Consider the following 26,026-nt stretch of genomic DNA (forward strand, 5'->3'; position numbering starts at 1 on the left):
GCCCAAACCGGGAGAGAGATCACGCTACATCCGGGCAGTAGTGCCCTGCCGCTGTGCCGAGGCCACTACTGCCCGGAAACAGCGTGATCTTGACGGGTCGGCTCCGGGGGCAGGTCGGTGAGCGGCAGGAGGCGGAGGTCGTCCAAGGGGCCGACGACCACCTGGATGGTCGGGTGACGGTCGAGGAGGACCTGACGGCAGCGCTCGCAGGGCGGGAGCACGAGGCGACCCCGGTCCCCCACCACGACGATCGTCTCCAGCTCCGGCACGCCCTGGGTGGCGGCCGTGCCGAGGGTGACGATCTCGGCGCAGGTGTCACCGGTGGCGTGCCGGACGTCCACGCCGGTGAACACCCTTCCCTCGGGCGTCCGGACGGCGGCTGCCGTGGTGTGCGTCGCGCTGCGGCAGCGCAGCCGGGCGACCGCCCCGGCGGCCTGCACCAGTGCCCGGTCGACGTCCCGCATCTCCATCGTGTCCCTCCGCGCCCGATCGGCGGTCACCTGTGGACCCCGCCCCGCATCGTAGGCAAACGGGTGGCCGCGCCGCCGCAGTGGTGCGAGGCTGCCGGGATGGCGGTCGACATCGTGTACGAGACGCACTCACTGACCACCGACAACGAGGCGGGTCGGGCCACCGGCTGGCTGCCCGGCGAGCTCTCCGAGTCGGGTCGCGGCTTCGCCCGTGAGCTGGGCCGACGCCGGCCCGTCGACGACTTCGCGGTCATCTTCTGCTCCGACCTGGCCCGCGCGGTCGAGACCGTGGAGACCGCGTACGGCGGGTGGCCGGCCGTCGCCCGGCGGGACCACCGGCTCCGCGAGTGCGACTACGGCGAGCTGACCGGCATGCCCGTCGACGAGCTGGCCCGGCAGCGGCGTGCCCGCATCGACGCCCCTTTCCCGGGTGGGGAGAGTTACCGGCAGGTGGTGGACCGGACGGCGGAGTTCCTGCGGGACCTCGCCGAGGGCTGGGACGGACGACGGGTCCTGCTGGTGTCCCACTCCGCCAACCGCTGGGCGCTCGACCATCTGCTGCACGGTCGGACGCTGGCCGACCTGGTCGACGCGCCGTTCGGCTGGCAGGAGGGCTGGTCGTACCGGCTGCCCGACGACTGGCGCCGCTGACCGTCAGCCCGCGCCGACCGCCGGGGCAGGTCCGGCAGCGCCGTCGAGGGTCGACCGGTAACCCGGGGGCGGTCCGGCGGCGGGCTGCCTATCCTTGGCGACGACATGCAGACACCTCCCGATTCCGCCCGCCCCGGCGCCGTCGAAGAACCCGCTGACGCCGTCGAGGAGTCCGCCGGCTCCGCCCGCGAGCCGTCCGTCACCGGCGACGATCCGTCGCCGGCCCACGAGCACGCCCACCTGCCGGCTCACCCGGTCGTCCACGAGACCCCGGGCGCGGCCACGCCGCCCCCGGCGGGCAGACCCGACAGGTCGGACGCGGGCACATCGCCCCCGGCGGACAGCCCCGACCCGCCGAGCCGGGCCGACAGCCGCAGGACCGCGGACGGGGATCGGCGTGGGCGGACGGCCACCGACGGCGCCCGGGGTGGCGGACGGCCGGACGCCCCTGCCGGCGTCGTCCGGGAGCTGCACCGGCGGGCCGGCGAGCTGATGTTCCGTGACCAGCGCCGGATCCAGCGCCGGTTGGACGGGGTACGGCGGCTGCGGGACCCCGCTCGGCGGGACGCGGCGTTGGCCGAGGTCGCCGCCGAGGTGGCCACGGCCGAGGCGCGGCTGGCCGCCCGCCGGGCCGCTGTGCCGAAGATCACCTACCCGGCCGCGCTTCCGGTGAGCGAGCGCAAGGACGACATCGCCGCCGCCATCCGGGACCACCAGGTGGTGATCGTGGCCGGTGAGACCGGCTCCGGCAAGACCACCCAGTTGCCGAAGATCTGCCTGGAGCTGGGGCGGGGCGTGACCGGGCTGATCGGGCACACCCAGCCGCGCCGGCTGGCGGCCCGTACGGTGGCCGACCGGATCGCCGAGGAGCTCGGCACCGAGCTGGGCGACGTGGTCGGCTACAAGGTGCGCTTCACCGACCAGGTCAGCGACCGCAGTCTGGTCAAGCTGATGACCGACGGCATCCTGCTGGCCGAGTTGCAGACCGACCGGATGCTCCGCCAGTACGACACGTTGATCATCGACGAGGCGCACGAACGCAGCCTCAACATCGACTTCATCCTGGGTTACCTGCGGCAGCTCCTGCCCCGCCGACCGGACCTCAAGGTGGTCATCACCTCGGCGACCATCGAGACCGACCGGTTCGCCGCGCACTTCGCCGACGCCGAGGGCAGGCCCGCGCCGATCGTCGAGGTGTCCGGGCGGACGTACCCGGTGGAGGTCCGGTACCGGCCGCTGGTCGAGGTGACCGGAGCCGACGACGACGAGGCCGACGACGAGGAGAACGTCCGCGACCAGGTCCAGGCCATCGGCGACGCCGTCGAGGAGCTGGCCGCCGAGGGGCCCGGCGATATCCTGGTGTTCCTCTCCGGCGAGCGGGAGATCCGGGACACCGCCGACGCGCTGGGCCGGCTGACGCAGCGGAAGCGGTCGCTGCTGGGCACCGAGATCCTCCCGCTGTACGCGCGGCTGTCCTCCGCCGAGCAGCACCGGGTCTTCGCCCCGCACGCCGGACGCCGGGTGGTGCTCGCCACCAACGTCGCGGAGACCTCGCTGACCGTGCCCGGCATCAAGTACGTGGTGGACCCGGGCGCGGCCCGGATCTCCCGCTACTCGAACCGGCTGAAGGTGCAGCGGCTGCCCATCGAGCCGGTGTCGCGGGCGTCGGCCAACCAGCGTAAGGGCCGCTGCGGGCGTACCTCGGACGGCATCTGTATCCGGCTCTACGACGAGGCGGACTTCGACTCCCGGCCCGAGTTCACCGACCCGGAGATCCTGCGTACCAACCTCGCCTCGGTCATCCTCCAGATGACCGCGATCGGGCTCGGCGACATCGCCGCGTTCCCGTTCATCGACCCGCCGGACCGCCGGGCCGTCACCGACGGCGTCAACCTGCTGTACGAGCTGGGCGCGCTGAACCCCGCCGAGACCGATCCGGCGAAGCGGCTCACCCCGCTGGGGCGACGGCTGGCCCAGCTCCCGGTGGACCCCCGGCTGGCCCGGATGGTGCTGGAGGGCGAACGCAACGGCTGCGCCACCGAGGTCGTGGTGATCGCCGCCGCGCTGTCGATCCAGGACCCCCGCGAGCGACCGGCGGAGAAGCAGGCCCAGGCCGACCAGGCGCACGCCCGGTTCGCCGACGCCGAGTCGGACTTCGTCGGGTACCTGAACCTGTGGCGGTACCTGCGGGAGCAGCAGCGGGCCCTGTCGTCCAGCGCGTTCCGCCGGATGTGCAAGGCCGAGTACCTCAACTACCTGCGGGTACGGGAGTGGCAGGACATCGTCAGCCAGGTGCGCCAGGTGCTGCGTACCCCGCCGGAGGGTGGTCGGGGACGCGGCCCGCGCGACGCCCCGGCGGCGGCCGACCGGGACGACGCCGCCTCCGACGGCGGCCGGCGGGGCGACCGGGCCGGTGGCGGCGGGCGGCGGGACCGGGGGGCGGACCTGCCGGAGGAGATCGACACCCCGAAGGTGCACCAGTCGCTGCTGCCCGGCCTGCTGTCCCACCTGGGCCTGAAGGATCCACAGAAGCACGAGTACCTGGGCGCGCGCGGGGCGAAGTTCGCGATCTTCCCCGGCTCGGCGTTGTTCAAGAAGCCGCCGCGCTGGGTGATGGCCGCCGAGCTGGTGGAGACGTCCCGGCTGTGGGGTCGGGTGGCCGGGCGGGTGGAGCCGGAGTGGGTCGAGCCGCTCGCGGCGCACCTGGTCAAACGCGGCTACAGCGAGCCGCACTGGGAGAAGAGGCAGGCGGCCGTCCTGGCGTACGAGAAGGTGACCCTCTACGGGCTGCCCGTCGTCACCGCCCGGAAGGTCAACTTCGGCCGGATCGATCCGGCGCTGAGTCGGGAGCTGTTCATCAGGCACGCCCTGGTCGAGGGCGACTGGTCCACCCACCACCAGTTCTGGCGGGACAACCAGCGGCTGCGCGACGAGGTGGCGGAGCTGGAGCACCGGGCCCGCCGGCGGGACATCCTGGTCGACGACGAGACGATCTTCCAGTTCTACGACGAGCGGATCCCGGCCGACGTGGTCTCCGGGCGGCACTTCGACGCCTGGTGGAAGACGGAGCGCCGGCAGCGGCCGGACCTGCTCACCTTCACCCGGGAGCTGCTGGTCAACGCCGGCCGGGGCGGGGTGGACGAGGCGGCCTACCCGGACGAGTGGCGCTCCGGCGAGGTGACGCTGCCGCTGACGTACCGGTTCGATCCGGGCACGGCGGCCGACGGGGTGACCGTCGACATCCCGCTGCCGCTGCTCAACCAGGTGCCGGCGGAGAGTTTCGACTGGCAGGTGCCGGGGCTGCGGGAGGAGCTGGTGATCGCGCTGATCCGGTCGCTGCCGAAGGCGGTGCGGCGCAACTTCGTGCCGGTGCCGGACTTCGCCCGCGCCGCCCTGGCGGCGATCACCCCGGGTGAGGAGCCGCTGCTGGACGCGCTGACCCGGGTGTTGCGCCGGATGACCGGGGTGACCGTGCCGCGCGACGCGTGGGACACCGACCGGCTGCCCGCGCACCTGCGGGTCACCTTCCGGGTGCTCGACGAGGAGAACCAGCCGGTCGCCGAGGGCAAGGACCTGCCGGCCCTGCAACGCCAGCTCAAGGCCGAGGTACGGCAGGTGGTGGCCGCCGCCGCGCCGGAGGTGGCCCGGACCGGGCTGCGCGAGTGGAGCATCGGTGACCTGCCGCGCACCATCGAGCAGGTGCGGGCCGGGTACCGGGTGACCGCGTACCCGGCGCTGGTGGACGAGGGCGCCACGGTGGGGGTGCGGGTCTTCGACTCGGCGGCCGAGCAGACGGCGGCGATGTGGGCGGGCACCCGGCGGCTGCTGCGGTTGACCGTGGCGAACCCGGCGAAGTTCCTCCAGGGGCGGCTGTCCAACGAGGCGAAGCTGGCGTTGAGCCGTAACCCGCACGGCGGCGTCCAGGCGTTGATCGAGGACGCCACCGGGGCCGCCATCGACCGGCTGGTCGCCGCGGCGGGCGGTCCGGCCTGGGACGCCGACGGTTTCGCCGCGCTGCGCGACCGGGTGCGCGCCGACCTGGTGGACACCGTGGTCGAGGTGATGGACCGGGTCCGCAAGGTGCTGGCCGCCGCGCACGCCGTGCAGCAGCGGCTGACCCGGACCACCGACCTGACCATGGTGGCCGCGCTGGCCGACGTCCGGGCGCAGCTCGCCGGGCTGGTGCACGCCAACTTCGTCACCGAGACCGGGTACGCCCGCCTGCCCGACCTGCTGCGCTACCTGACCGCCATCGAGCGGCGGCTGGACCGGCTGCCGACCAGTCCGCAGCGGGACCGCCAACAGCAGGACCGGATCGCGGTGGTGCAGAAGGAGTACCAGGATCTGCTGGCCGCGCTGCCACCGGCCCGGCGGGGTGAGGCGGCCGTCCGGGAGATCCGTTGGATGATCGAGGAGCTGCGGGTGAACGTGTTCGCCCAGGCGCTCGGCACCCCGCAGCCGGTCTCCGAGCAGCGGATCTACCGGGCGATGGACGTGGTCGAGGGCCGCTGACCGGGCTGGTCGGGCCTCTCGGCGGGTCGGCGGCGGCCGGCCCGGCGGGCGGCGGGGACGCCGCGGAGGACCCGCAGCAGGACGGTCGGGGCGAGCAGCCGGGCCGGCGGGTCCACCAGGTTGAGCACCCGCAGGAACGCCGCCCCGAGGGACGCGTCCCGGGTCGCGGCGGCGTGCAGGTACGGCAGGTAGGCGTTGACCAGCCGCACCCGGGCCGGGCGGGGCCCGCTGACGGCGGGGAAGCGCAGGTCACTGCCGGACGAGATGGCCCACGGTCCGTCGATCACCCGGGCCGCGCCCCGGAAGAACATCCGGGCCAGCCGGTCCGGTCGCCACTGCCGGTCCGGTCGCCACTGCCGCCCGGCCCGCTGCCGCCGGGTCAGCAGGCGGCGCAGCAGCAGCGCCTCCAGCGCGGCCACGGTGACGCCCTGGCCGTAGACCGGGTTGAAGCTGCACAGCGCGTCGGCCACCACCAGGTACCCGGCCGGGAACCGGCGCAGCCGCTCGTAGCGGCGTCGCACGCTGAACGGGAAGCGCATCCTCGCCGGCTCGCCGATCGGTTGCGCGGTCCGCAGCAGCGCGCCGACCTGCGGGGCGGGCAGGGTGTCGGCGAAGGCCAGCAGGCCGGCGTCGTCGGTCGGCGGCTCCTCCCCCAGCATGCCGCTGAACGCCACGGCGACCCGCCCGTCCTCCTGCGGGGCGACGATGCCGCCGCGGGGCTGGCCGGGCATCGCGTTGGTCAACAGCCCGAGCAGGCCGTCGAGCTGGTCGGGCGTCCGCCGGTAGCGCCGGGTCACGTAGGTGACGTCGACCCGTACCCGCTCCTCGGCGGCCGGCTGGTAGCCGAGCTCGGCGAGCCACACCGGGCTGCGGGTGCCGCGACCGCCGGCGTCCACGGTCAGATCGGCGTCCACGGTCCGTTCGGCGCCGTCCCGGTCGCGTAGCCGTACCCCGGTGACCCGCTGCCGGTCGTCGGTGGTGGTGAGCCCGACCGCCTCGCACCCGGCGACCAGGGTCACCCCGGGCAGGGCGGCGACCCGCTCCCGGACCACCTGTTCCAGCAGCGGCCGGCTGAGCCCGTACGCGTGCAGGTCGGACGGCGCGCGGCGCATCCGGTGGCCGTCGTTGTACCAGTGGACCTGGCCGTGCAGGTCGACGGTGGCGACGCCGCGGCCGACCAGCTCGTCGCCGATGCCGGGCAGCAGCTCCTCCAGCGCCTGCCGGCCCCGGACGAGCAGCACGTGCAACTGCCGCCCCTGCGGGACCCCCCGGCGGGCGTCCGCCTGCCCGGGCAGGGCGTCCCGGTCGACCACGACGACCCGGTCGTACGCGTCGGTGAGGGCTCGCGCGGTCAGCAGGCCGCCCAGGCTGGCGCCGATCACCACGGCGGTGCGGGTCGTCATGATACGGGAGCGTAGTTTTCCGATGACCGCCCGTGTTCTTGCCGAATGCGCTCCTCAGGACGGGTCCCGTCCGGGCAGGCGGAGGGGTTCGACGCCGGGGGGCAGGTCGGCGCGTTCGGCGGCGTCGCGTACGTGGTCGAGGAGGATGCGGCGCAGCGCCCGGCCGGCGTGGGTGGGCACGGCCTCGCGTCGCCGGGCCACCGCGATGGTCCGGCGCACCCCGGGCGGGGCGAGCGGGGTGGCCCGGATCCGGGGGCGGCGGGCCATCACGATGCCGGGCACCAGGGCGACGCCGAGCCCGGACTCGACGAAGCTGAGCACGGCGTCCAGCTCGCCGCCCTCGACGGCGAAGGACGGCTCGAAGCCGGCCTGCCGGCAGGCCTGGATGGTGACGTCCCGGATGTCGTACCCCTGCCGGAACATCACCAGCGGCTGGTCGCGCAGGTCGGTGATGCGCAGCTCGCCGTCGGCGGCGGCGGGCAGCGGCTCCAGGGAGGCGACCACCAGGCTCTCCCGCAGGATCGGCTCGACGCGCAGGTCGGGGTCGGCGCCCTGCGCCGGCAGGATGATCAGGGCCAGGTCGAGGTCGCCGCGGAGCAGGTCGCGGACGAGGTCCTGCGAGCCGCCCTCCTCGACCCGCAGGTCGACGGCGGGGTGGGCGTCGCGGAACCTGCGCAGCACCGGCGGGGCGAGCGAGGTGACCAGACTGGGGGTGGCGCCGAGCCGGACCCGCCCGCGACGCAGTCCGGCCAGCTCCTGCACCTCGCGGCGGGCGGTCTCGGTGTCGGCGAGGATCCGCCGGGCGGACGGCAGCAGCACCTCACCGGCGGCGGTGAGGGTGATGTTGCCGCGGACGCGTTCGAACAGCGGGGTGCCGAGGTCGTTCTCCAGGGCGTGAACTTGCTTACTCAGCGATGGCTGGGTGATGCCCACCAGATCGGCGGCCTGGGTGAAATGTCGCACTTCGGCCACCGCGACGAAGTACCTGAGTTGATGGAACTGCATCTACATAGCTTACGGCTATGGGAACTACGCCTTCGATGCATTGGACGACTGATCGCAGGCCTCCTAGCGTCGATGGGGTGGCAGTCACGGCAAACCGGTCGCCCCTACGCTCCAGCGTCGGCCTCAAGGCCGTCATGGCGGTGAGCGGCCTCGTCCTGGTGCTCTTCCTCGTCGCCCACATGCTCGGCAACCTGAAGGTCTTCGCCGGGCAGACCTCGTTCGACCACTACGCGGAGTGGCTGCGGACCGTCGGCGCCCCGGTGCTGCCGGGCGTCTGGTTCCTCTGGACTCTGCGCGTCGGGCTGGTGGTCGCCGTCGTCGCGCACATCGTCGCCGCCACCGTGCTCGCCCGACGGGCCCGGGCCGCCCGCCCCGTGCGGTACGCCCACCGCCGGCCGGCACGGGCCAGCTACGCCGCCCGGACCATGCGCTGGGGCGGCGTGATCATCCTGCTCTTCGTCGTCTACCACCTGCTCGACCTGACCACCGGGACGCTCAACCCGGTCGGCGACCCGACCCGCCCGTACGCCAACGTGGTCGCCGACTTCGCGCCCGCACGCTGGTACGTCACCCTCGCCTACACGGTGGCGATCGTGGCCGTCGGCCTCCACCTGCGGCACGGCGTGTTCAGCGCGCTGCGCAGCCTCGGCCAGCAGACCCCGCGCGGCGAGCGGCGGGCCCGGGCGGTCGCGCTGGTCCTCGCCGTCGCGCTGTGCGCCGGCTACCTGGTGGTCCCGTTCGCCGTACTCACCGGATTGGTGGCCTGACCATGGACCTCTTCGTCGAGGGCGACCCGATCGCCGACACCACCGCGCCCGACGGCCCGATCGAGACCCGCTGGGACCGCCGCCGCTTCGCCGCGAAACTGGTCAACCCGGCCAACCGTCGCAAGCTGACGGTGATCGTGGTGGGCACCGGGCTGGCCGGCGGCTCGGCCGCCGCCACCCTGGCCGAGCAGGGCTACCGGGTCAAGAGCTACTGCTACCAGGACAGCCCGCGCCGGGCCCACTCGATCGCCGCGCAGGGCGGCATCAACGCGGCCAAGAACTACCGCAACGACGGCGACTCGGTGCACCGGCTCTTCTACGACACGGTCAAGGGCGGCGACTTCCGCTCCCGCGAGTCGAACGTGCGCCGGCTGGCCGAGGTGTCGGTGAACATCATCGACCAGTGCGTGGCCCAGGGCGTGCCGTTCGCCCGCGAGTACGGCGGCCTGCTGGACACCCGCTCGTTCGGCGGCGCGCAGGTGCAGCGCACCTTCTACGCCCGGGGCCAGACCGGCCAGCAGTTGCTGCTCGGCGCGTACCAGGCCCTGGAACGGCAGATCGGGCTGGGCCGGGCGCAGATGAACTCCCGGCACGAGATGCTGGAGCTGATCGTGGTCGACGGCCGGGCCCGGGGCGTCGTGGTCCGGGACCTGGTCAGCGGCGAGATCACCAGCGAGTTCGCCGACGCGGTGGTGCTCGCCACCGGCGGGTACGGCAACGTCTTCCACCTCTCCACCAACGCCAAGGGCTGCAACGTCACCGCCACCTGGCGGGCGCACCGCAAGGGCGCGTACTTCGCCAACCCCTGCTACACCCAGATCCACCCGACCTGCATCCCGGTCTCCGGGGACCACCAGTCGAAGCTGACCCTGATGAGCGAGTCGCTGCGCAACGACGGCCGGGTCTGGGTGCCGGCGACCGCCGGCGACGACCGGGCCCCCGGCGACATCCCCGAGGACGAACGGGACTACTACCTGGAACGGATGTACCCGTCCTTCGGCAACCTGGTCCCCCGGGACATCGCCTCCCGGGCCGCCAAGAACATCTGCGACTCCGGGCGCGGCGTCGGCCCGACCGGGCTCGGCGTCTACCTGGACTTCGCCGACGCGATCGGCCGGCTCGGCCGCCCGGCCATCGAGGAGCGGTACGGCAACCTCTTCGAGATGTACGAGCGGATCACCGGCGAGGACCCGTACCGGACGCCGATGCGGATCTACCCGGCGGTGCACTACACGATGGGCGGGCTCTGGGTCGACTACGACCTCCAGTCCACCGTCCCCGGGCTGTTCGTGATCGGCGAGGCCAACTTCTCCGACCACGGGGCGAACCGGCTCGGCGCGTCCGCGCTGATGCAGGGGCTCGCCGACGGGTACTTCGTGCTGCCCAACACCATCGCCGACTACCTGGCCGCCGGCCCGTTCGCGCCGATCGACGCCAGCCACCCGGCGGCCCGGGAGGCCCGCCGCAACGTGGCCGACCGGCTCGGGCGGCTGCTCGCCGTCGACGGCGACCGGACCGTCGACTCGTTCCACCGCGAGCTGGGCCAGATCATGTGGGAGCACTGCGGCATGGAACGCTCCGCGGCCGGGCTGCGCAAGGCCATCGACGAGATCCGGGCGCTGCGTGAGCAGTTCTGGCGACGGGTCCGGGTGCCCGGCGGCGGCGAGGGCCTCAACCAGTCCCTGGAGAAGGCCGGCCGGGTCGCCGACTTCTTCGAGCTGGCCGAGTTGATGTGCGTCGACGCCCTGCACCGGGAGGAGTCCTGCGGCGGCCACTTCCGGACCGAGCACCAGACCCCCGACGGCGAGGCGCAGCGCGACGACGACCGGTTCGCGTACGTGGCGGCGTGGGAGTTCACCGCCGCCGGGCAGCCGGCCGTGCTGCACAAGGAAGACCTGACCTTCGAGTACGTCCACCCCACGCAGCGGAGTTACAAGTGAACCTGACCCTGCGCATCTGGCGGCAGAACGGCCCGGACGACAAGGGCCGGATGGTGACGTACCCGGTCGAGGACGTCTCCCCCGACATGTCCTTCCTGGAGATGCTCGACGTGCTCAACGAGCGGCTGATCCTGGCCGGCGAGGAGCCCGTCGCCTTCGACCACGACTGCCGGGAAGGTATCTGCGGGGCCTGCGGCATGGTCATCAACGGCGCCGCGCACGGTCCGCAGCGCGGCACCACCGCCTGCCAACTGCACATGCGGCACTTCACCGACGGCGGGACGATCGACATCGAGCCGTGGCGGGCCCGCGCCTTCCCGGTGGTCAAGGACCTGGTCGTGGACCGGGGCGCGTTCGACCGGATCATCGCCGCCGGCGGGTACGTCACCGCGCCGACCGGCAGCGCGCCCGAGGCGCACGCCACCCCGGTCGCCAAGGCCGACGCGGACGCCGCCTTCACCTCGGCGGCCTGCATCGGCTGCGGCGCGTGCGTGGCCGCCTGCCCGAACGGCTCGGCGATGCTGTTCACCGCCGCCAAGGTCACCCAGCTCTCGCTGCTGCCGCAGGGGCAGCCGGAGCGGCACACCCGGGTGCTCGGCATGGTCGACGCGCACGACGAGGCCGGCTTCGGCGGCTGCACCAACGTCGGCGAGTGCACGGCGGTCTGTCCGAAGGGCATCCCGCTGACCACCATCGGCCGACTCAACCGCGACTACCTGGCCGCCACCACCAGACGCGGCGACAACGTCCCCGGCGCCTGAGGGTCGGCGCGTCCCGTCGGCCGACCCGACCGTCGTCCGGTTCAACGTCCCCTGGCGGGGTAGCACACAGGGCGACGGCACTCGGGAAGGCGGACGACATGAAGGCACTGACCTGGCAGGGCAAACGGGACGTCCGGGTGGAGGAGGTGCCCGATCCCCGCATCGAGGACCCGACCGACGCGATCGTCCGGATCACCTCGACCGCGATCTGCGGCTCCGACCTGCACCTGTACGAGGTGCTCGGGCCGTACCTGAAGCCTGGTGACATCCTCGGCCACGAGCCGATGGGCGTGGTCGAGGAGGTCGGCGCCGGGGTGACCCGGCTCAAGCCGGGCGACCGGGTGGTGGTGCCGTTCAACATCTCCTGCGGCTCCTGCTGGATGTGCCAGCGGCAGCTCTACGCGCAGTGCGAGACCACCCAGGTCACCGCCGAGGGCAAGGGCGCGTCGCTGTTCGGCTACACCTCGCTGTACGGCTCGGTGCCCGGCGGGCAGGCCGAGTACCTGCGGGTGCCGCACGCCCAGTTCGGGCCGATCAAGGTCCCGGACACCGGCGCGGACGAGCGCTACCTCTACCTGTCCGACATCCTGCCCACCGCCTGGCAGGCGGTGAAGTACGCCGACACCCCGCGCGGCGGCACCCTGGCCGTGTTCGGGCTCGGCCCGGTCGGGCAGTTCTGCGCCCGGATCGGCCGGCACCTCGGCGCGGACCGGGTGATCGGGCTGGACCTGGTGCCGGAGCGGCTGGAGATGGCCCGCCGGCACGGCATCGAGACCCTCGACGTCAGCCAGCTCGACGACGTGCCGGGGGCGCTGATCGACCTGGTCGACGGACGCGGCCCGGACGCGGTGATCGAGGCGGTCGGCATGGAGGCGCACGGCTCCACCTCCGGCAAGCTCGCCCAGGCCGCCGCGGGGCTGCTGCCCGACAAGCTCGCCCAGCCCATGATCGACAAGGTCGGGGTGGACCGGCTCGTCGCGCTCAAGGCCGCGCTCAAGGCGGTCCGCCGGGGCGGCACCGTCTCGATCTCCGGCGTGTACGGCGGCGAGGTGGACCCGCTGCCGCTGATGGAGATGTTCGACCGGGGCATCCAACTGCGGATGGGCCAGTGCCACGTACGGCGCTGGACCGACGAGATCCAGCCGCTGCTGGCCGGCGACGACGACCCGCTCGGCGTGGAGGACCTGCGCACCCACCGGCTGCCGTTGACCGACGCGCCGAAGGCGTACGAGATGTTCCAGAAGAAGGAGGACGGCTGCGTCAAGGTCGTACTCGCTCCGTGACCCGGGTGGTGGTGGTCACCGGCGCGACCAGCGGCGTGGGCCGGGCGACCGCGCACGCGTTCGCCGCGCGCGGTGACCACCTGGTCCTCGCCGCCCGCGCGCCGCGGACCCTCGCCGAGGTACGCGCCGAGTGCGCGGCGGCCGGAGCGGCCACGGTCGAGGTCCGCGTCACCGACGTCACCGAGCCGGGGGCGGTCGACGCGCTCGCCCGGGCCACGCTGGACCGGCACGGCCGCCTCGACGTCTGGGCGCACAGCGCGGCGGTGATGGCGTACGGAAGGTTCGACGAGGTGCCGGCCGAGGTGTTCGACCAGGTGGTCCGCACCGGCCTGCTCGGCGCGGCCGGGGTGGCCCGGGCCGCGCTGCGGCACTTCCGGGCCGCCGGCGGCGGCGCCCTGATCTTCACCGGCTCGGTGCTCGGGCAGGTCACCGCGCCCTACATGAGCGGCTACGTGGCCAGCAAGTGGGGGCTGCGCGGCCTGGTCCGGGCGCTCCAGCAGGAGTGCCGGGACACCCCGGGCCTGCACGTCTGCCTGGTCAGTCCGGGCAGCGTGGACACCCCGGTCTACCAGCAGGCGGCGAACTACCTCGGCCGGGCCGGTCGGCCGCCACCCCCGGTCGCCACCCCGCAGCGGGTGGCCCGGGCGATCGTGGCGTGCGCCGACCGGCCCCGCCGGGAGGTCACGGTGGGCTCGGCGAACCTGGTGATGCGGTTCGGGTTCACCGCGCTGCCCGGCCTCTACGACGTGCTGGTCGGGCCGCTGATGCGGCTGGCCGGGCTGAGCCGTCGACCGACGCCACCGCACCCCGGGGTGGTGTTCGCCCCGAACCCGGCCGGCGAGGCGGTCCGCGGCGGCTGGCGTCCCGACCCGGTCGGCGCGCTCCGCGCCCGGCTCGGACGGGACAACCGACGTCGATCTCTTCGCCTAGAGTGACCGGAGGAGCACTCCACACTCGGGGGATGAGGAGAAACGCATGACCGTCAGGGTGAACCGCAGGACCGCGCTCGGCATCGGCACCGCCGCCACCGCCGGCACCGTGCTCGGCACGGGCACGCCGGCCGCGGCGGCGGGGAAGGAGCGCGTCGTGCAGCCGAGCGCCAGCACCCCCGCCCAGGCCGCCGCCCAGGTGTCCGCCGCCTACCAGCAGCGCATCGCCGAGGCCGGCGGGGCCTGGCAGGCGTACGTCAGCGTGGCCGGGGCGACGGGCTCGCCGGTGGTGGCCGTCTCCGACGAGCCCGACCTCAAGCTCGAGGCGTACAGCGTCAACAAGATCGCCGTCGCGGTGGCGGTGCTCGACAAGGTCGACCGGGGGCTGCTCACGCTCGCCCAGAAGGTCGACGTCACCGCCTCGATCGTCATTCCCGGCGGCGACGGCATCTTCAGCCTCGACGGGGCGTACCCCAGCTCGGTCACCCTCGGGCACGCGCTGGCCGCCCTGCTCACCGTCTCCGACGACACCGCCGTCCGGCTGTGCGGGCTGGTCTGCCCGGCCGCCGAGCTGAACACCATCCTGGTCGCCAAGGGCTACCCGAACACCCAGGTCCAGCCGGTGGCCAACCCGAACCGTTTCTACCTCGGCACCAGCACCCCCCGGGAGACCCACAACATGCTCCGGGCGCTGGTCGCCGGCACGCTGCTCTCGGCGTCCTCCACCGCGTTCCTGTTGCAGCAGCTCCGCGCCCCGATCGCCTACACCGACGGCGTCCGGCGCACCATGTCGTCCGCCGAGCGGGCCCGGATCGCCACCAAGGGCGGCTGGTACGCCGACGCCCGAGGCGAGGCCGGGGTGATCTTCGACCGGGCCGGCGCGCCGGTGCTGACGTACGCCACCTTCTCCGCCGGGCAGTCCGACGCGGGCAACTACGGGGCGACCCACCCGGCGGTCGCGGCCCGCGCGGCGATGGGCCGCAGCTTCCTGACCGCGGTGGACGGGCTGACCGGCGTCGGGGCCACCCACCGGGCGCCCGCCCAGCGCCCGAGCAACGGCGGCTGACCGACTCCGCCACCCGGCCGGGGCCCGGCCACCCCTCCCCCGGCCGGCGTGGCCCGCCACGGCGCTACGGTTGCCAGGCGGCGATCATCCGACGACGAGGGGGACGGGAATGACGCGACCGGCGGCACGGGCACGGCGGATCAGCGGCGGGCAGGTGGCCGGCGCGCTCGGCCTGGCGGCCCTGGCCGGGCTGGCCTGGGCGGCCCGCGACGTGCCGGCCGCGCTCGGCGGCCGGCTGGCCGGGGCGCGCGCCGAGCGGGCCCACCGCTCGCCCCGGTTCCACGACGGGACCTTCCACAATCCCGCCGACACCCGCACCACGATCGCCGTCGAGCCGGGCCGGAACCTGCTCCGCGAGCTGCTCTTCGGCCAGCAGCGACGCCGGCCGGTCCGGCCGGTGCCGCTGGTCCGGCCCACCCCCACCGTCACCGACGCCGACCGGGAGCTCAGCGTGGTCTGGTACGGCCACGCCTCCGCGCTGATCGAGATCGAGGGCTCGCGGGTGCTGGTCGACCCGGTGTGGAGCGACCGCTGCTCCCCGTCCCACGTGGTCGGCCCGCGGCGGCTGCACGCCCCGCCGGCACGCCTCGACGAGCTGCCCCCGGTGGACGCGATCCTGATCTCCCACGACCACTACGACCACCTGGACATGGCGACCGTGCGGGCCCTGCGGGACGCCCAGACCGCGCCGTTCCTGGTGCCGCTGGGCGTCGGCGCGCACCTGGACCGGTGGGGGGTGCCGGCGGAGCGGATCGTCGAGCTGGACTGGGCGGAGAGCCACCGGGTCGCGGGCCTGACCGTCACCGCCACCGCCGCCCAGCACTTCTCCGGGCGCGGGCTGCGCCGCGACGGCACGCTCTGGGGCTCCTGGGTGGTGGCCGGGGCACGCCGCCGGGTCTTCTACACCGGCGACTCCGGCTACTTCGACGGGTACGCCGAGATCGGCGCGGCGCACGGGCCGTTCGACGTGACGCTGATGCAGATCGGCGCGTACGACCGGGCCTGGCCCAACATCCACATGTTCCCGGAGGAGGCGGTCGCCGCCCACCTCGACCTGCGCGGCGGGCTGCTGCTGCCGGTGCACTGGGCCACCTTCAACCTGGCGCTGCACGACTGGGCCGAGCCGGTGAACCGGCTCTGGAAGCCAAGGCCCGGGGCGTCCGGATCGCCGTGCCCCGCCCGGGCGAGCGGGTGACGGTGGACGCCCCGCCCCCGGTCGACGCCTGGTGGGACCACGTCGCCTGAGCCTCCGCCGCGCCGCCGGCCGAGCCCCGGAGACCGCCCTCCGTCGCGCCACCCCTCAGAGGACGAAAGCGTCGGTCCAGAGGGCGCCGGAGCGGCCGGAGAGCGCGTCCAGCATCGCCACCGCCTGCGAGTCGGTGAGCAGCGCCACGAAGTCGACGATGGCCCGGCCCCGGGCCCGCGCCAGCCGGTCCGGGGTACGCGGGTGCAGCTCCGCCTCGGCCAGCGCGACCAGGTCGTGCAGCCGGCGGGGCAGCCGGGACTCCTCCTCCGGGTCGAGCAGCCACTCCCAGAGCGCCTCGACCAGCGTGCCCAGCAGTCGGGCCTGGCCCCGCTGGTGCAGCGCCAGGTCGGGGCGGGCCAGCACGAACCGGTGGTGGACGAACTTGAGCACCTGCACCTCGTGCCACTGCGCCGGGGCGAGCGCCACGTGCCCGGAGCGCACCGACGGCTGCTCGACCACGCCGATGGCGTCCACGAACCGGGTGGTCCAGCGGGCCGAGAACCGGGCCACGTACTGTTCCGCCTCGATCGACCCGTCGAACGGCGTGGCGAGCAGCCCCTCGACCAGCTCCCCCCGGACGTGTTCGACGGCGGCGGCGAACGCCTCGTCGTCGGTGATCCAGGCGTCCTTGCGGTGCAGTTGCCGGCGCAGCCTCTCGATGGCCGCGCCCGGCCGGCGGGCGGTGCTGACCAGGGCGGCGTCGGTGACCGACCGGTAGTGCCCGTGCTCGCGCTGCCAGGCCGTCAGCTCGGCGGCCACCGCGCCCTGCTGGAGCACGCCGACCCGGTGGAAGTCCTCCACGTCGTGGATGGCGTAGGCGATGTCGTCGGCGGTGTCCATGATGGACGCCTCCGGGGTCTGCTGCCAGTCGGCGATCCGGCCGGCGAACGGGGCGCGGGCCTGCCGCAGGTCGGTCAGCTCGGTGCCGTACGCGCCGAACTTCAACGACCCGCTCTCCGGGTCGTCCGGTGGGGCGGCGGCGCCCCGGGGCGCCGGCGTCAGGTGCCGGGGGTGCGGGTCGGGGTGGTCCAGCCGGGTCCACGGGTACTTCAGCATCGCCGCGCGGACCGCCGCGGTCAGGTCGAGGCCGGTGGTCGCCGCGCCGCCGATCTCGGTGGAGGTGACGATCCGGTACGACTGGGCGTTGCCCTCGAACCCGTCGGCGAGCCCGAGCCGACGCCGGGCCAACCGGTCCAGCACCCGCTCCCCCAGGTGCCCGAACGGCGGATGCCCGAGGTCGTGGGCGAGCGCGGCGGCCTCCACCACGTCCGGGTCGCAGCCGCCCAGCTTCTCCAGCAGGTCCCGGTAGCGGTCGTCGGCGGTGAGCCGTTCGGCGATGGCCCGGGCCACCTGGGCGACCTTGAGGCTGTGGGTGAGCCGGTTGTGCACCAGCAGCCCGGAGCCGCCGGGGCTGACGACCTGGGTGACGCCGCCCAGCCGGGTGAAGAACGGTGAGCCGACGATCCGGTCCCGGTCGGCACGGAACGGGCTGGCCGCGAGGTCGCCGAGGGCGCGGGCGCTGCCGCCGAAGAGGCGCCGGGCCCGCGCGTCCGCAGGTAGTTCCATGATCGCCACGCTAGCGCAGCCCGGCGGGCGACGGGACCGGGCCGGGGACGGCACAATGCAGACGGGCCGGGACGGCACAATGCAGGACGGAACCCACCGGAGAAGGCGGATCAAAGAGTGAGTCAGTCCGTTCATCAGCGGATCGCCGAGGAGATCGGCGTCACCGAACGTCAGGTACGCGCGGCCGTGGAGCTGCTCGACGGCGGGGCGACCGTGCCGTTCGTCGCCCGTTACCGCAAGGAGGCCACCGGCGCCCTCGACGACGCCCAGTTGCGCACCCTGGAGGAGCGGCTGCGCTACCTGCGGGAGCTGGACGAGCGGCGGGCCGCCATCCTGGAGTCGGTCCGGGGGCAGGGCAAGCTCGACGACGCCCTGGAAGCGCAGATCATGGCGGCCGACTCCAAGGCCCGGCTGGAGGACATCTACCTGCCGTACAAGCCGAAACGGCGGACCCGGGCGCAGATCGCCCGCGAGGCCGGACTGGCGCCGCTGGCGGACGCGCTGCTGACCGACCCGACGCGGGACCCCCGGGAGCGGGCCGCCGGGTTCGTCGACCCGGACAAGGGCGTGGCCGACCCGGCCGCCGCCCTGGAGGGGGCGCGGGCCATCCTGATCGAGCGGTTCGCCGAGGACGCCGACCTGATCGGCACGCTGCGCGAGCAGATGTGGTCGCGGGGCCGACTGGTCTCCCGGGTACGCGAAGGCCAGGAGACGGCCGGCGCGAAGTTCGCCGACTACTTCGACTTCGCCGAGCCGTACCCGAAGCTGCCCTCGCACCGCATCCTGGCGATGCTCCGCGGCGAGAAGGAGGGCGTCCTCGACCTGACCATGGACCCGGAGGCCGACGGCGACGCCGACGCCGTGGCCGCCGGCCCCACCCGGTACGAGGCGGCCATCGCCGGCCGGTTCGGCGTGCACGACCGGGGCCGCCCGGCCGACCGGTGGCTGGCCGACACGGTGCGCTGGGCCTGGCGTACCCGGATCCTGATCCATCTCGGCGCGGACCTGCGGACGCGGTTGTGGCAGGCGGCCGAGGAGGAGGCCGTCCGGGTCTTCGCGACGAACCTGCGGGATCTGCTGCTCGCCGCGCCGGCCGGCGCCCGCCCCACCATGGGGCTGGACCCGGGGCTGCGCACCGGCGTCAAGGTGGCGGTGGTCGACGGCACCGGCAAGGTGGTCGCCACCGACACGATCTATCCGCACGAGCCGCGCCGGCGGTGGGACGAGTCGGTCGCCACCCTCGCCAGGCTGGCCGCCGCGCACGGCGTCGAGCTGGTCGCCATCGGCAACGGCACCGCCAGCCGGGAGACCGACAAGCTCGCCGCTGACCTGATCAAGCGGCATCCGGAGCTGACGCTGACCAAGGTGATGGTGTCCGAGGCCGGCGCGTCGGTCTACTCCGCGTCCGCGTACGCCTCGCAGGAGCTGCCCGACCTGGACGTGTCGCTGCGTGGCGCGGTCTCCATCGCCCGCCGCCTCCAGGATCCGCTCGCCGAGCTGGTGAAGATCGACCCACGGTCGATCGGGGTCGGGCAGTACCAGCACGACCTGTCCGAGCTGAAGCTGTCCCGGTCGCTGGACGCGGTGGTGGAGGACTGCGTGAACGCGGTCGGGGTGGACGTCAACACCGCCTCCGCGCCGCTGCTGACCCGGGTGTCCGGCATCGGGGCGGGGCTGGCGGAGAACATCGTCCTGCACCGCGACGCCAACGGGCCGTTCCGCACCCGGGGCGAGCTGAAGAAGGTGGCCCGGCTCGGGCCGAAGGCGTTCGAGCAGTGCGCCGGCTTCCTGCGCATCCCCGGCGGCGACGACCCGCTCGACTCCTCCAGCGTGCACCCGGAGTCGTACCCGGTGGTGCGGCGGATCCTCGCGCACACCGGCTCCGACGTCCGGTCGCTGATCGGGCGCAGCGCCATCCTGCGCGGGCTGCGGGCCACCGACTTCGTCGACGACACCTTCGGACTGCCCACCGTCACCGACATCCTCGCCGAGCTGGAGAAGCCCGGCCGTGACCCGCGTCCGGAGTTCCGGACGGCGACGTTCGTCGAGGGCGTGGAGAAGATCGGCGACCTGGCCCCGGGCATGGTCCTGGAGGGCGTGGTTACCAACGTGGCGGCGTTCGGCGCGTTCGTCGACGTCGGCGTGCACCAGGACGGGCTGGTGCACGTGTCGGCGATGTCGCGCACCTTCGTCAGGGATCCCCGCGAGGTGGTGAAGTCCGGCGACGTGGTCCGGGTCAAGGTGCTCGACGTGGACGTGCCGCGCAAGCGCATCTCGTTGACCCTGCGGCTGGAGGACGAGTCCCCGGCCGGCGCCGGTGGCCGGGCGCCGGGCGACGGCGGCCGGCGGTCCGCGCCGGGCGGCAGTCCGCGCGGCGGACAGGGCGGCAACCCGCGTGGCGGACAGGGCAGCAGTCCGCGCGGCGGACAGGACGGCGACCCGCGTGGCGGACAGGGCAGCAGTCCGCGCGGCGGGCAGGGCGGCGACCCGCGTGGCGGGCAGGGCGGCGGCGCGGCGCGGGGGGACGACGGCCGGACGTCGCGCGGCGACCGGGGTGGCGCGCGTGGCGGCGGCCCGCAGCGGTCCGGGCGGCCCGCGGCCGCCCCGGCGAACAGCGAGATGGCCGAGGCCCTGCGCCGCGCCGGCCTGGCCTGAGCGGCCCGGCCGGGGCCGGCGCCGGGCCGGGCGTACCGTGGCGGGGTGGACGCGGACGACGGGCGGGACTGGCGGGAGCAGCAGCGGCACGCGGTGCGGGCGCACGCCGAGGCGGACGCCCGGGCCCGCGCCGCCGAGCAGGCGACGGCGGCCGAGCTGGTCGCCGGCTTCGCGGCCGAGGCCACCCGGCGCGGTCTGCGGACCACCCGGCTCACCGCGGTGTCCTACGACGGTCGCGGCCGTTACCGCACCGGGCTGACCGGGTGGTACGTCGACCGGGCCCGCACCCGGGCGGTCGACACCCGGGGCCGGTTCTATCTGCTGTCCGTGCCGCCCGGCGTGCGCTCCCGGTTGTTCGGCGCGACCCCGCCGCCGTCCCCGCCCCCGCTGGTGATCGGCCGGGGTGGCCGGGACGGCGAGTCCATGCCGCTGGCGGCGCTGCTCAGCCAGCGGCTGGCGGCCGGCGACGACTGGAGCTGACCAGCGTGTAACAGTTCATCCGCCGCCCCTCCCGGGTGACGTAGGCACCGGCCAGGGTCCAGCCCGCCCGCCGGTAGAAGCGGTTCACCCGGTCGTTGTCGTCGGCGTCCGTGGTCAGGTAGGCGCTGGTCGCGCCGTGTTCGCACGCCGCGCGCCACCACCGCTCGATCAGCAACCTGCCGTGTCCGGCCTGCCCGGCCGTCGGGTCCACGCAGATGGACGCCAGCAGCGCCCCGTGCGCCGCGACCGGCACCGCGCCCCGGTGGGTGAGGCCGCGCAGGAGTCGCCACGCGGCGCGCGGATCCCGCAGCGCCCGCCCGACGACCGCACGGGCCAGCCACGGGCCACGGCGGCGCAGCAGCCGCCGGTAGAACCGGTCCGGCGCGACCGTGCCGACGACGACGCCGACGAGCCGACCGGTCCCGTCCCGGGAGACGACGGTCACCGCGTCGGGGTCGTGGGCGAACCCGGCGTAGAACTCCCGCAGGAACGGCTCACCCAGGCTGGACAGGAAGAACCCGGGGAACGCCCGGCTGTGCAGCGCCGCCGCGGCCGGCACGTCCGTGGGACGGAGCGTGGCCACGGTGGCGGTCAGGACTGGCTCGGTCATCGTCGCCTTCCGGTCTCCGCTGCCTCGTACAGCGCCCGCTCGACCCGCTCGACGCCGGTGGCCAGGGAGAGGCGCCTGTCGTAGTAGGTACGGCCGGCCCGCCCGAGCAGGTCGAGCTTCTCCCGGCCCAGCTCACAGATCTCGCGGAGGGCCTGGGCGATCGAGTCCACGTCCCCCGGGCGGGCGGTGATCCCCGCGCCGCTGTCCCGGGCGACGGTGGCGGCGTCCCCCTCCGCCGCGACCAGCAGGGCCCGCCCGGCGGCGAGAATCGTCTGGATCTTGCTCGGCATGGTGTACGCGGACATGCCACCGGGCCGCAGACTCACGTAGTGGGCGTCGCCGGCGGCCAGCACCGCCGGCATCCGTTCCCGGGGCACCTGTCCGAGGAACCGGATCCGGGTGGAACCGGCCGTCGCCGCCCGCTGCCGCAGCCGCTCCCCGGCGGTGCCGGAGCCGGCGATCAGGCACACCAACCGGGGATCGTCGACGCGGGCGACCGCGTCGATCAGCGGGTCGAGTCCCTGCGCCTCGCCGAGCGCGCCCGCGTACACCAGGACCACCTGGTCGTCCCGGACGCCCAGCTCCGTCCGTAGCTCGGCGGGGCGGGCCGGCGGGGTCTCGTCCGCCCACAGGGGAATGTGCACCAGCTTCCCGGCCGGCACCCCGCGGCGGGCCAGCAGCTCACCTGCGCCGGGCGAGACGTGTGCCACCCGGGCGGCGCTGCGGTACATCGCGGCGCACCAGCCGGTCATGCCCCGCTCGGCGACCCGCGACACCGGCCCGCCACCGAGGAAGCCGCTCGCCGCCGCGCTGTCCGGCCAGACGTCCAGCACGTGCAGCAGCACCGGCACCCGGTGGACGTAGCGGGCGTACCACATCGGCAGGGCCACCGTGATCGGCGAGTTGCACACCCAGAGCACGTCGAGCCCCCGGAACACGTCGGCGCCGGAGGCGAGCGCCGACGCGGCGAAGGAGCCGTAGTTCGCCAGCCGTCGGGGCGCGGACCGGTCGTGGCTGGGGTAGAGGGCGACCCGGCGGACCCGCACCCCGTCCCGGGTCTCGTCCAACCGGCGGCTGATCCGGTAGCCGGGGGCCAGCCGCCCGCCGGGGTAGTTGGGGAATCCGGTGAGCACCCGGACGTCGTGGCCCCGGCCGACCAGGCCACGGGCGAGCATCCCGGCGAGCGCGGCCGGCCCCGGCTCGGGGTCGAACCACTGGGTGAGCAGACCTACGTGCATGTGGCTGGCTCCACTCCGCTGACGAGAACGCGCCCGGAACTAATCCGGCAATCCACACTTTAGACACTAAAGCCACATGAACAGATTATCCTGACCAACGGCAGTTAGGGAGAAACTACCCAATTCTGGAGCAAGGAGGTCCGCGTGTCCGACCGATTCCTTCCGTTCGCCCTGCCGGACATCGGGCCGGGTGAGATCGACGCGGTCACGTCGGCGCTCCGGTCCGGGTGGCTCTCCAGCGGTCCGCTGGTGCAGGAGTTCGAGCGGCGCTTCGCCCGACATTGCGGCGCGGACGTCACCGCGGTGGCGGTGAACTCCGCGACCGCCGGCCTGCACCTGGCGCTGGAGGCGCTCGGCATCGGCCCCGGCGCGGAGGTGCTCGTGCCGACCTGGACGTTCACCGCCACCGCCGAGGTCGTCGTCCACGTCGGCGCGACGCCGGTGCTGGTCGACGTCGAGCCCGAGACGCTCACCATCGACCTCGCCGACGCCGCCCGGAAGGTCACCGACCGCACCGCCGCGGTCCTGCCCGTACACTTCGCCGGCCGGCCGGTCGACGCCGCCGCCCTGGCCGGGTTCGCCCATGCCCACGGGCTCGTCGTGGTGGAGGACGCCGCGCACGCCTTTCCGGCGGCCAGCGCCGGGGTGCCGATCGGCGCGGGGGCGAGCGCCGCCACGGTGTTCAGCTTCTACGCCACCAAGACCATCACCACCGGAGACGGCGGGATGCTGGTCACCCGGAACCCGGAGCTGGCCCGCCGGGCCCGCGTCATGCGGCTGCACGGCTTCGACCGGGACGGCTTCGACAGGTACCGCAGCCCCCGCCCGGCCTGGCACTACGACGTCGTCGACGCCGGCTACAAGTACAACCTCACCGACCCCGCCGCCGCCCTCGGCCTGGCGCAACTCGACCGGGCCGAGACGATGCGACGACGCCGCGAGGAGATCGCCGGGCACTACCGGGAGGCGTTCGCGTCGCTGCCGCTCGATCTGCCCCTGCCGGCCGCCGACGGGGACCAGCACGCCTGGCACCTGTTCGTGGCCCGGCTCCGCCCCGGGGCCCCGGTCGGACGCGACGAGTTCATCGCCGAACTGGCCCACCTGGGCGTGGCGTGCAGCGTGCACTTCATCCCACTGCACCGGCACACCCACTGGCGCACCCGCTACTGGCTCACCGACGAGATGTTCCCGGTGGCCAGCCGGGAGTTCGAGCGGGTGGTCAGCCTGCCGCTCTACTCGGCGATGACCGACGAGCAGGTCACGCTCGTGATCCGTACCGTGCAGAAGGTGTTGCAGTGACCAAACGTGTCTTCGACGTCGCGGTCGCGGCGGTGGCGCTGCTGCTCTGTTCCCCGCTGCTGCTGCTGATCGCTCTCGCCGTCCGGTTGGAGGACGGCGGTCCGGCGCTGTTCCGTCAGGAGCGGGCCGGTCGGCACGGCCGGCCCTTCCGGATCCACAAGTTCCGCACCATGCGGGTGGCCCCGGGCGCCGCGGTCACCTCGGACAACGACGACCGGATCACCAGGGTCGGCCGCTTCCTGCGTGGTAGCAAACTGGACGAGCTTCCCCAGTTCTACGACGTGCTGGTGGGGCACATGAGCCTGGTCGGGCCCCGCCCCGAGGTCCGCCGCTACGTGGCGTCCTGGCCGCCGCCGGCCCGTCGTCGGATCCTGTCGGTCCGGCCCGGGATCACCGACCCCGCCGCCATCACCTACCGGAACGAGTCCGCCGAGCTGGCCGCCGTGGCCCGACCGGAGGAGTACTACCTCTCCGTCGTGCTGCCCCGGAAGGTCGAGATGTACCTGCGGTACGTCGAGACCCGCAGCTTCCTGGGGGACCTGCGGATCCTGGTCCACACCGTCCGGGCCGTACTGATCAGGTGACCGCCCCGGCTCGCCGAAGCCACCATCGGCCCCGCCCTCGGCAACAACCGGAGGCGGGGCCGGAGGCTTGCGCTCAGAGGCGTTCGACCGTCGGGCCGACGCACCGGTCGCGGGCGTCGAAGACGTACCGGGCGTGCCGGGCGACCAGGTCGTAGTCGAAGACGTCGTGGTCGGTGACCACCACCACCGCGTCCGCCGCGCGCACCTCCTGTTCGGTAAGCGGCACGACCAGCACCCCGGTGGGGATCTGGTGCGACTCGGCGTACGGCTCCACCGCACGGACGTCCGCGCCGAGACCGCACAGCCGTTGCGCCACGTCCAACGCCGGGGAGTCACGCAGATCCCCGGTGTTCTTCTTGTAGGAGAGGCCCAGCAGGAGCAGCCGGGCGCCGTTGACGGCACGACCGCTGCGGTTGAGCCCGGCCATGATCCGTGCCGTCACGTGCGCCGGCATCTCGTGGTTGACGTCGTTGGCCAGCTCGATGAACCGGAACTGCCGGCCGAGACGGCGCTTGACCTGCCAGGAAAGGTAACAAGGGTCGACCGGCAGACAGTGCCCGCCCACTCCCGGCCCGGGCCGGAACGGCATGAACCCGAACGGCTTCGTCCCAGCGGCGTCGATGGCCTGCCACACGTCGATTCCGAGTTCGTGGGAGAGCATCGTCAACTCGTTGATCAAAGCGATGTTCACCTGTCGGAAGGTGTTCTCGATCAGTTTGGTCAGCTCGGCGACCTGGGTGGACCCGACCGGGACGGTGCGGTCGACCAGGCGTCGGTAGAAGGTGTCGGCCCGCTCCAACGAGACCGGGTCGACGCCCGAGATCACCTTGGGGGTGTTCTCCAACCGCCAGACCGGATTGCCCGGGTCGATCCGTTCCGGGCTGTAGCCCAGGTGGAAGTCGGCGGGGCTGCGCAGCCCGCTCACCGACTCCAGCAGTGGACGCAACAGCTCCTCCGTGGTGCCCGGGTAGGTCGTCGACTCCAGCACCACCAGACAGCCCGGGCGCAGGTACGGGCCGATGCCGACGCCAGCCTGCTCCACGTGACTCAGGTCGGGGACGCCGTTGCGCAACGGCGTCGGCACCGTGATCACACAGACGTCGAACCCCTCCGCGTCGGCGTAATCGGTGGTGGGGTGGTACCGGCCGCTGCCCAACGCGCGCCCCAGCCGGTCCGCGGGAACGTCCTCCACGAACGACTCGCCTGCGACCAACCGCTTGACCCGGTACGAGTCGGTGTCCAGGCCGGTCACGTCCAGGCCCGCCTCGACGGCTCGCATGGCCAACGGAAGACCCACATATCCCTGGCCGATCACGACCAGCTTCTCCGCTCTCACCCGTACTCCTGACTGGGAAGGAACTCTTTCCCAAGAGGCTAGGTGGACATTCGGGATAAAAGGCTTGATTGGCTATATTCTGGCAAGCGCCGGGTGGCGTGATGGCCAGGGCAGGCCGGCACGTGGACCGACGTGACCCCGCGGTGGGCCACCGAGGTGAACGTGGAAGCCGGACGACGGCACCGGCGCGCGATACAACGATGTCGTGGCCACCGCCCTCGGGTC

The 26,026-nt window shown here is 73.8% G+C and carries 19 protein-coding genes and 1 pseudogene; 13 read left to right on the top strand and 7 right to left on the bottom strand.

Features of this window, described 5'->3' with window-relative positions:
- Positions 1-65: 65 nt before the first annotated feature.
- Positions 66-470, bottom strand: coding sequence for a cytidine deaminase (locus O7606_RS09470; RefSeq protein WP_281598684.1), 405 nt, complete (start codon positions 468-470; stop codon positions 66-68).
- A 99-nt stretch (positions 471-569) separates the two neighbouring features.
- On the opposite strand from O7606_RS09470, the gene O7606_RS09475 reads away from it, so the two are divergent.
- Together O7606_RS09475 and hrpA are read left to right on the top strand one after the other, a co-directional pair.
- Positions 570-1,121 (top strand): histidine phosphatase family protein, encoded by a 552-nt coding sequence (locus O7606_RS09475; protein WP_281598685.1) that lies wholly within the window; start codon positions 570-572, stop codon positions 1,119-1,121.
- 105 nt (positions 1,122-1,226) lie between these two features.
- Positions 1,227-5,633 (top strand): ATP-dependent RNA helicase HrpA, encoded by a 4,407-nt coding sequence (gene hrpA / locus O7606_RS09480; RefSeq protein ID WP_281598686.1) that lies wholly within the window; start codon positions 1,227-1,229, stop codon positions 5,631-5,633.
- Here hrpA and O7606_RS09485 read toward each other — a convergent pair.
- Together O7606_RS09485 and O7606_RS09490 are read right to left on the bottom strand one after the other, a co-directional pair.
- Positions 5,600-7,036: an FAD-dependent oxidoreductase gene (locus O7606_RS09485; protein WP_281598687.1), complete on the bottom strand. Its 1,437-nt coding sequence runs from the start codon at positions 7,034-7,036 to the stop codon at positions 5,600-5,602. The genes hrpA and O7606_RS09485 overlap by 34 nt on opposite strands.
- 54 nt (positions 7,037-7,090) lie before the next feature.
- On the bottom strand, positions 7,091-8,041 hold the full coding sequence (locus O7606_RS09490; protein ID WP_281598688.1) for a LysR family transcriptional regulator: 951 nt from the start codon (positions 8,039-8,041) through the stop codon (positions 7,091-7,093).
- Positions 8,042-8,076: 35 nt separating this feature from the next.
- Here O7606_RS09490 and O7606_RS09495 point away from each other — a divergent pair, with 35 nt between their 5' ends.
- From O7606_RS09495 to O7606_RS09525, 7 genes and pseudogenes are all read left to right on the top strand, one after another.
- Entirely contained in the window at positions 8,077-8,808 is a 732-nt protein-coding gene (locus O7606_RS09495) for a succinate dehydrogenase cytochrome b subunit (RefSeq protein ID WP_281598689.1), read from the top strand.
- Positions 8,809-8,810: 2 nt separating this feature from the next.
- The gene (locus tag O7606_RS09500) at positions 8,811-10,748 is read left to right on the top strand and encodes a fumarate reductase/succinate dehydrogenase flavoprotein subunit (protein WP_281598690.1); all 1,938 of its coding nucleotides are present in this window, start codon (positions 8,811-8,813) and stop codon (positions 10,746-10,748) included.
- On the top strand, positions 10,745-11,509 hold the full coding sequence (locus tag O7606_RS09505) for a succinate dehydrogenase/fumarate reductase iron-sulfur subunit (protein ID WP_281598691.1): 765 nt from the start codon (positions 10,745-10,747) through the stop codon (positions 11,507-11,509). Before O7606_RS09500 ends, O7606_RS09505 begins: the two co-directional genes overlap by 4 nt.
- A gap of 98 nt (positions 11,510-11,607) precedes the next feature.
- On the top strand, positions 11,608-12,792 hold the full coding sequence (locus O7606_RS09510; RefSeq protein ID WP_281598692.1) for a zinc-dependent alcohol dehydrogenase: 1,185 nt from the start codon (positions 11,608-11,610) through the stop codon (positions 12,790-12,792).
- Positions 12,789-13,727, top strand: coding sequence for an SDR family NAD(P)-dependent oxidoreductase (locus tag O7606_RS09515; RefSeq protein ID WP_281598693.1), 939 nt, complete (start codon positions 12,789-12,791; stop codon positions 13,725-13,727). Before O7606_RS09510 ends, O7606_RS09515 begins: the two co-directional genes overlap by 4 nt.
- A gap of 40 nt (positions 13,728-13,767) precedes the next feature.
- Entirely contained in the window at positions 13,768-14,787 is a 1,020-nt protein-coding gene (locus tag O7606_RS09520) for a serine hydrolase (protein ID WP_281598694.1), read from the top strand.
- A 109-nt stretch (positions 14,788-14,896) separates the two neighbouring features.
- Positions 14,897-16,032: pseudogene (locus O7606_RS09525) on the top strand (MBL fold metallo-hydrolase).
- Positions 16,033-16,087: 55 nt separating this feature from the next.
- Here O7606_RS09525 and dgt read toward each other — a convergent pair.
- Positions 16,088-17,599: a dGTP triphosphohydrolase gene (gene dgt / locus O7606_RS09530; RefSeq protein WP_281598695.1), complete on the bottom strand. Its 1,512-nt coding sequence runs from the start codon at positions 17,597-17,599 to the stop codon at positions 16,088-16,090.
- Between the two features lie 117 nt (positions 17,600-17,716).
- Here dgt and O7606_RS09535 point away from each other — a divergent pair, with 117 nt between their 5' ends.
- Both O7606_RS09535 and O7606_RS09540 read left to right on the top strand, forming a co-directional pair.
- Positions 17,717-20,254: a Tex family protein gene (locus O7606_RS09535; protein ID WP_281598696.1), complete on the top strand. Its 2,538-nt coding sequence runs from the start codon at positions 17,717-17,719 to the stop codon at positions 20,252-20,254.
- Positions 20,255-20,299: 45 nt separating this feature from the next.
- Complete coding sequence (locus O7606_RS09540; protein WP_281598697.1) at positions 20,300-20,734, top strand: hypothetical protein; 435 nt, start codon at positions 20,300-20,302, stop codon at positions 20,732-20,734.
- Here O7606_RS09540 and O7606_RS09545 read toward each other — a convergent pair.
- Together O7606_RS09545 and O7606_RS09550 are read right to left on the bottom strand one after the other, a co-directional pair.
- Positions 20,697-21,344 (bottom strand): GNAT family N-acetyltransferase, encoded by a 648-nt coding sequence (locus O7606_RS09545; RefSeq protein ID WP_281598698.1) that lies wholly within the window; start codon positions 21,342-21,344, stop codon positions 20,697-20,699. The genes O7606_RS09540 and O7606_RS09545 overlap by 38 nt on opposite strands.
- Positions 21,341-22,582: a glycosyltransferase family 4 protein gene (locus tag O7606_RS09550; protein WP_281598699.1), complete on the bottom strand. Its 1,242-nt coding sequence runs from the start codon at positions 22,580-22,582 to the stop codon at positions 21,341-21,343. Before O7606_RS09550 ends, O7606_RS09545 begins: the two co-directional genes overlap by 4 nt.
- Before the next feature lie 144 nt (positions 22,583-22,726).
- Between O7606_RS09550 and O7606_RS09555 the strand changes: the two genes are divergently transcribed.
- On the top strand, positions 22,727-23,881 hold the full coding sequence (locus O7606_RS09555; protein WP_281598700.1) for a DegT/DnrJ/EryC1/StrS family aminotransferase: 1,155 nt from the start codon (positions 22,727-22,729) through the stop codon (positions 23,879-23,881).
- Entirely contained in the window at positions 23,878-24,465 is a 588-nt protein-coding gene (locus O7606_RS09560; RefSeq protein WP_281598701.1) for a sugar transferase, read from the top strand. The genes O7606_RS09555 and O7606_RS09560 overlap by 4 nt, the downstream gene beginning before the upstream one ends.
- Before the next feature lie 73 nt (positions 24,466-24,538).
- Here the strand turns inward: O7606_RS09560 and O7606_RS09565 are convergent, their stop codons facing one another.
- A complete protein-coding gene (locus O7606_RS09565; protein ID WP_281598702.1) occupies positions 24,539-25,801 on the bottom strand; it encodes a nucleotide sugar dehydrogenase in 1,263 nt (420 codons plus the stop codon).
- Positions 25,802-26,026: the final 225 nt, after the last annotated feature.

The organism is Micromonospora sp. WMMD882, from assembly GCF_027497255.1.
Lineage (GTDB): Bacteria > Actinomycetota > Actinomycetes > Mycobacteriales > Micromonosporaceae > Micromonospora.

Excerpts from the sequence above, each read along its gene's own strand:
- O7606_RS09470 (WP_281598684.1), bottom strand. The coding sequence starts at position 470 with ATGGAGATGCGGGACGTCGACCGGGCACTGGTGCAGGCCGCCGGGGCG.
- O7606_RS09475 (WP_281598685.1), top strand. The coding sequence starts at position 570 with ATGGCGGTCGACATCGTGTACGAGACGCACTCACTGACCACCGACAAC.
- hrpA (WP_281598686.1), top strand. The coding sequence starts at position 1,227 with ATGCAGACACCTCCCGATTCCGCCCGCCCCGGCGCCGTCGAAGAACCC.
- O7606_RS09485 (WP_281598687.1), bottom strand. The coding sequence starts at position 7,036 with ATGACGACCCGCACCGCCGTGGTGATCGGCGCCAGCCTGGGCGGCCTG.
- O7606_RS09490 (WP_281598688.1), bottom strand. The coding sequence starts at position 8,041 with ATGCAGTTCCATCAACTCAGGTACTTCGTCGCGGTGGCCGAAGTGCGA.
- O7606_RS09495 (WP_281598689.1), top strand. The coding sequence starts at position 8,077 with ATGCATTGGACGACTGATCGCAGGCCTCCTAGCGTCGATGGGGTGGCA.
- O7606_RS09500 (WP_281598690.1), top strand. The coding sequence starts at position 8,811 with ATGGACCTCTTCGTCGAGGGCGACCCGATCGCCGACACCACCGCGCCC.
- O7606_RS09510 (WP_281598692.1), top strand. The coding sequence starts at position 11,608 with ATGAAGGCACTGACCTGGCAGGGCAAACGGGACGTCCGGGTGGAGGAG.
- O7606_RS09520 (WP_281598694.1), top strand. The coding sequence starts at position 13,768 with ATGACCGTCAGGGTGAACCGCAGGACCGCGCTCGGCATCGGCACCGCC.
- dgt (WP_281598695.1), bottom strand. The coding sequence starts at position 17,599 with ATGGAACTACCTGCGGACGCGCGGGCCCGGCGCCTCTTCGGCGGCAGC.
- O7606_RS09545 (WP_281598698.1), bottom strand. The coding sequence starts at position 21,344 with ATGACCGAGCCAGTCCTGACCGCCACCGTGGCCACGCTCCGTCCCACG.
- O7606_RS09550 (WP_281598699.1), bottom strand. The coding sequence starts at position 22,582 with ATGCACGTAGGTCTGCTCACCCAGTGGTTCGACCCCGAGCCGGGGCCG.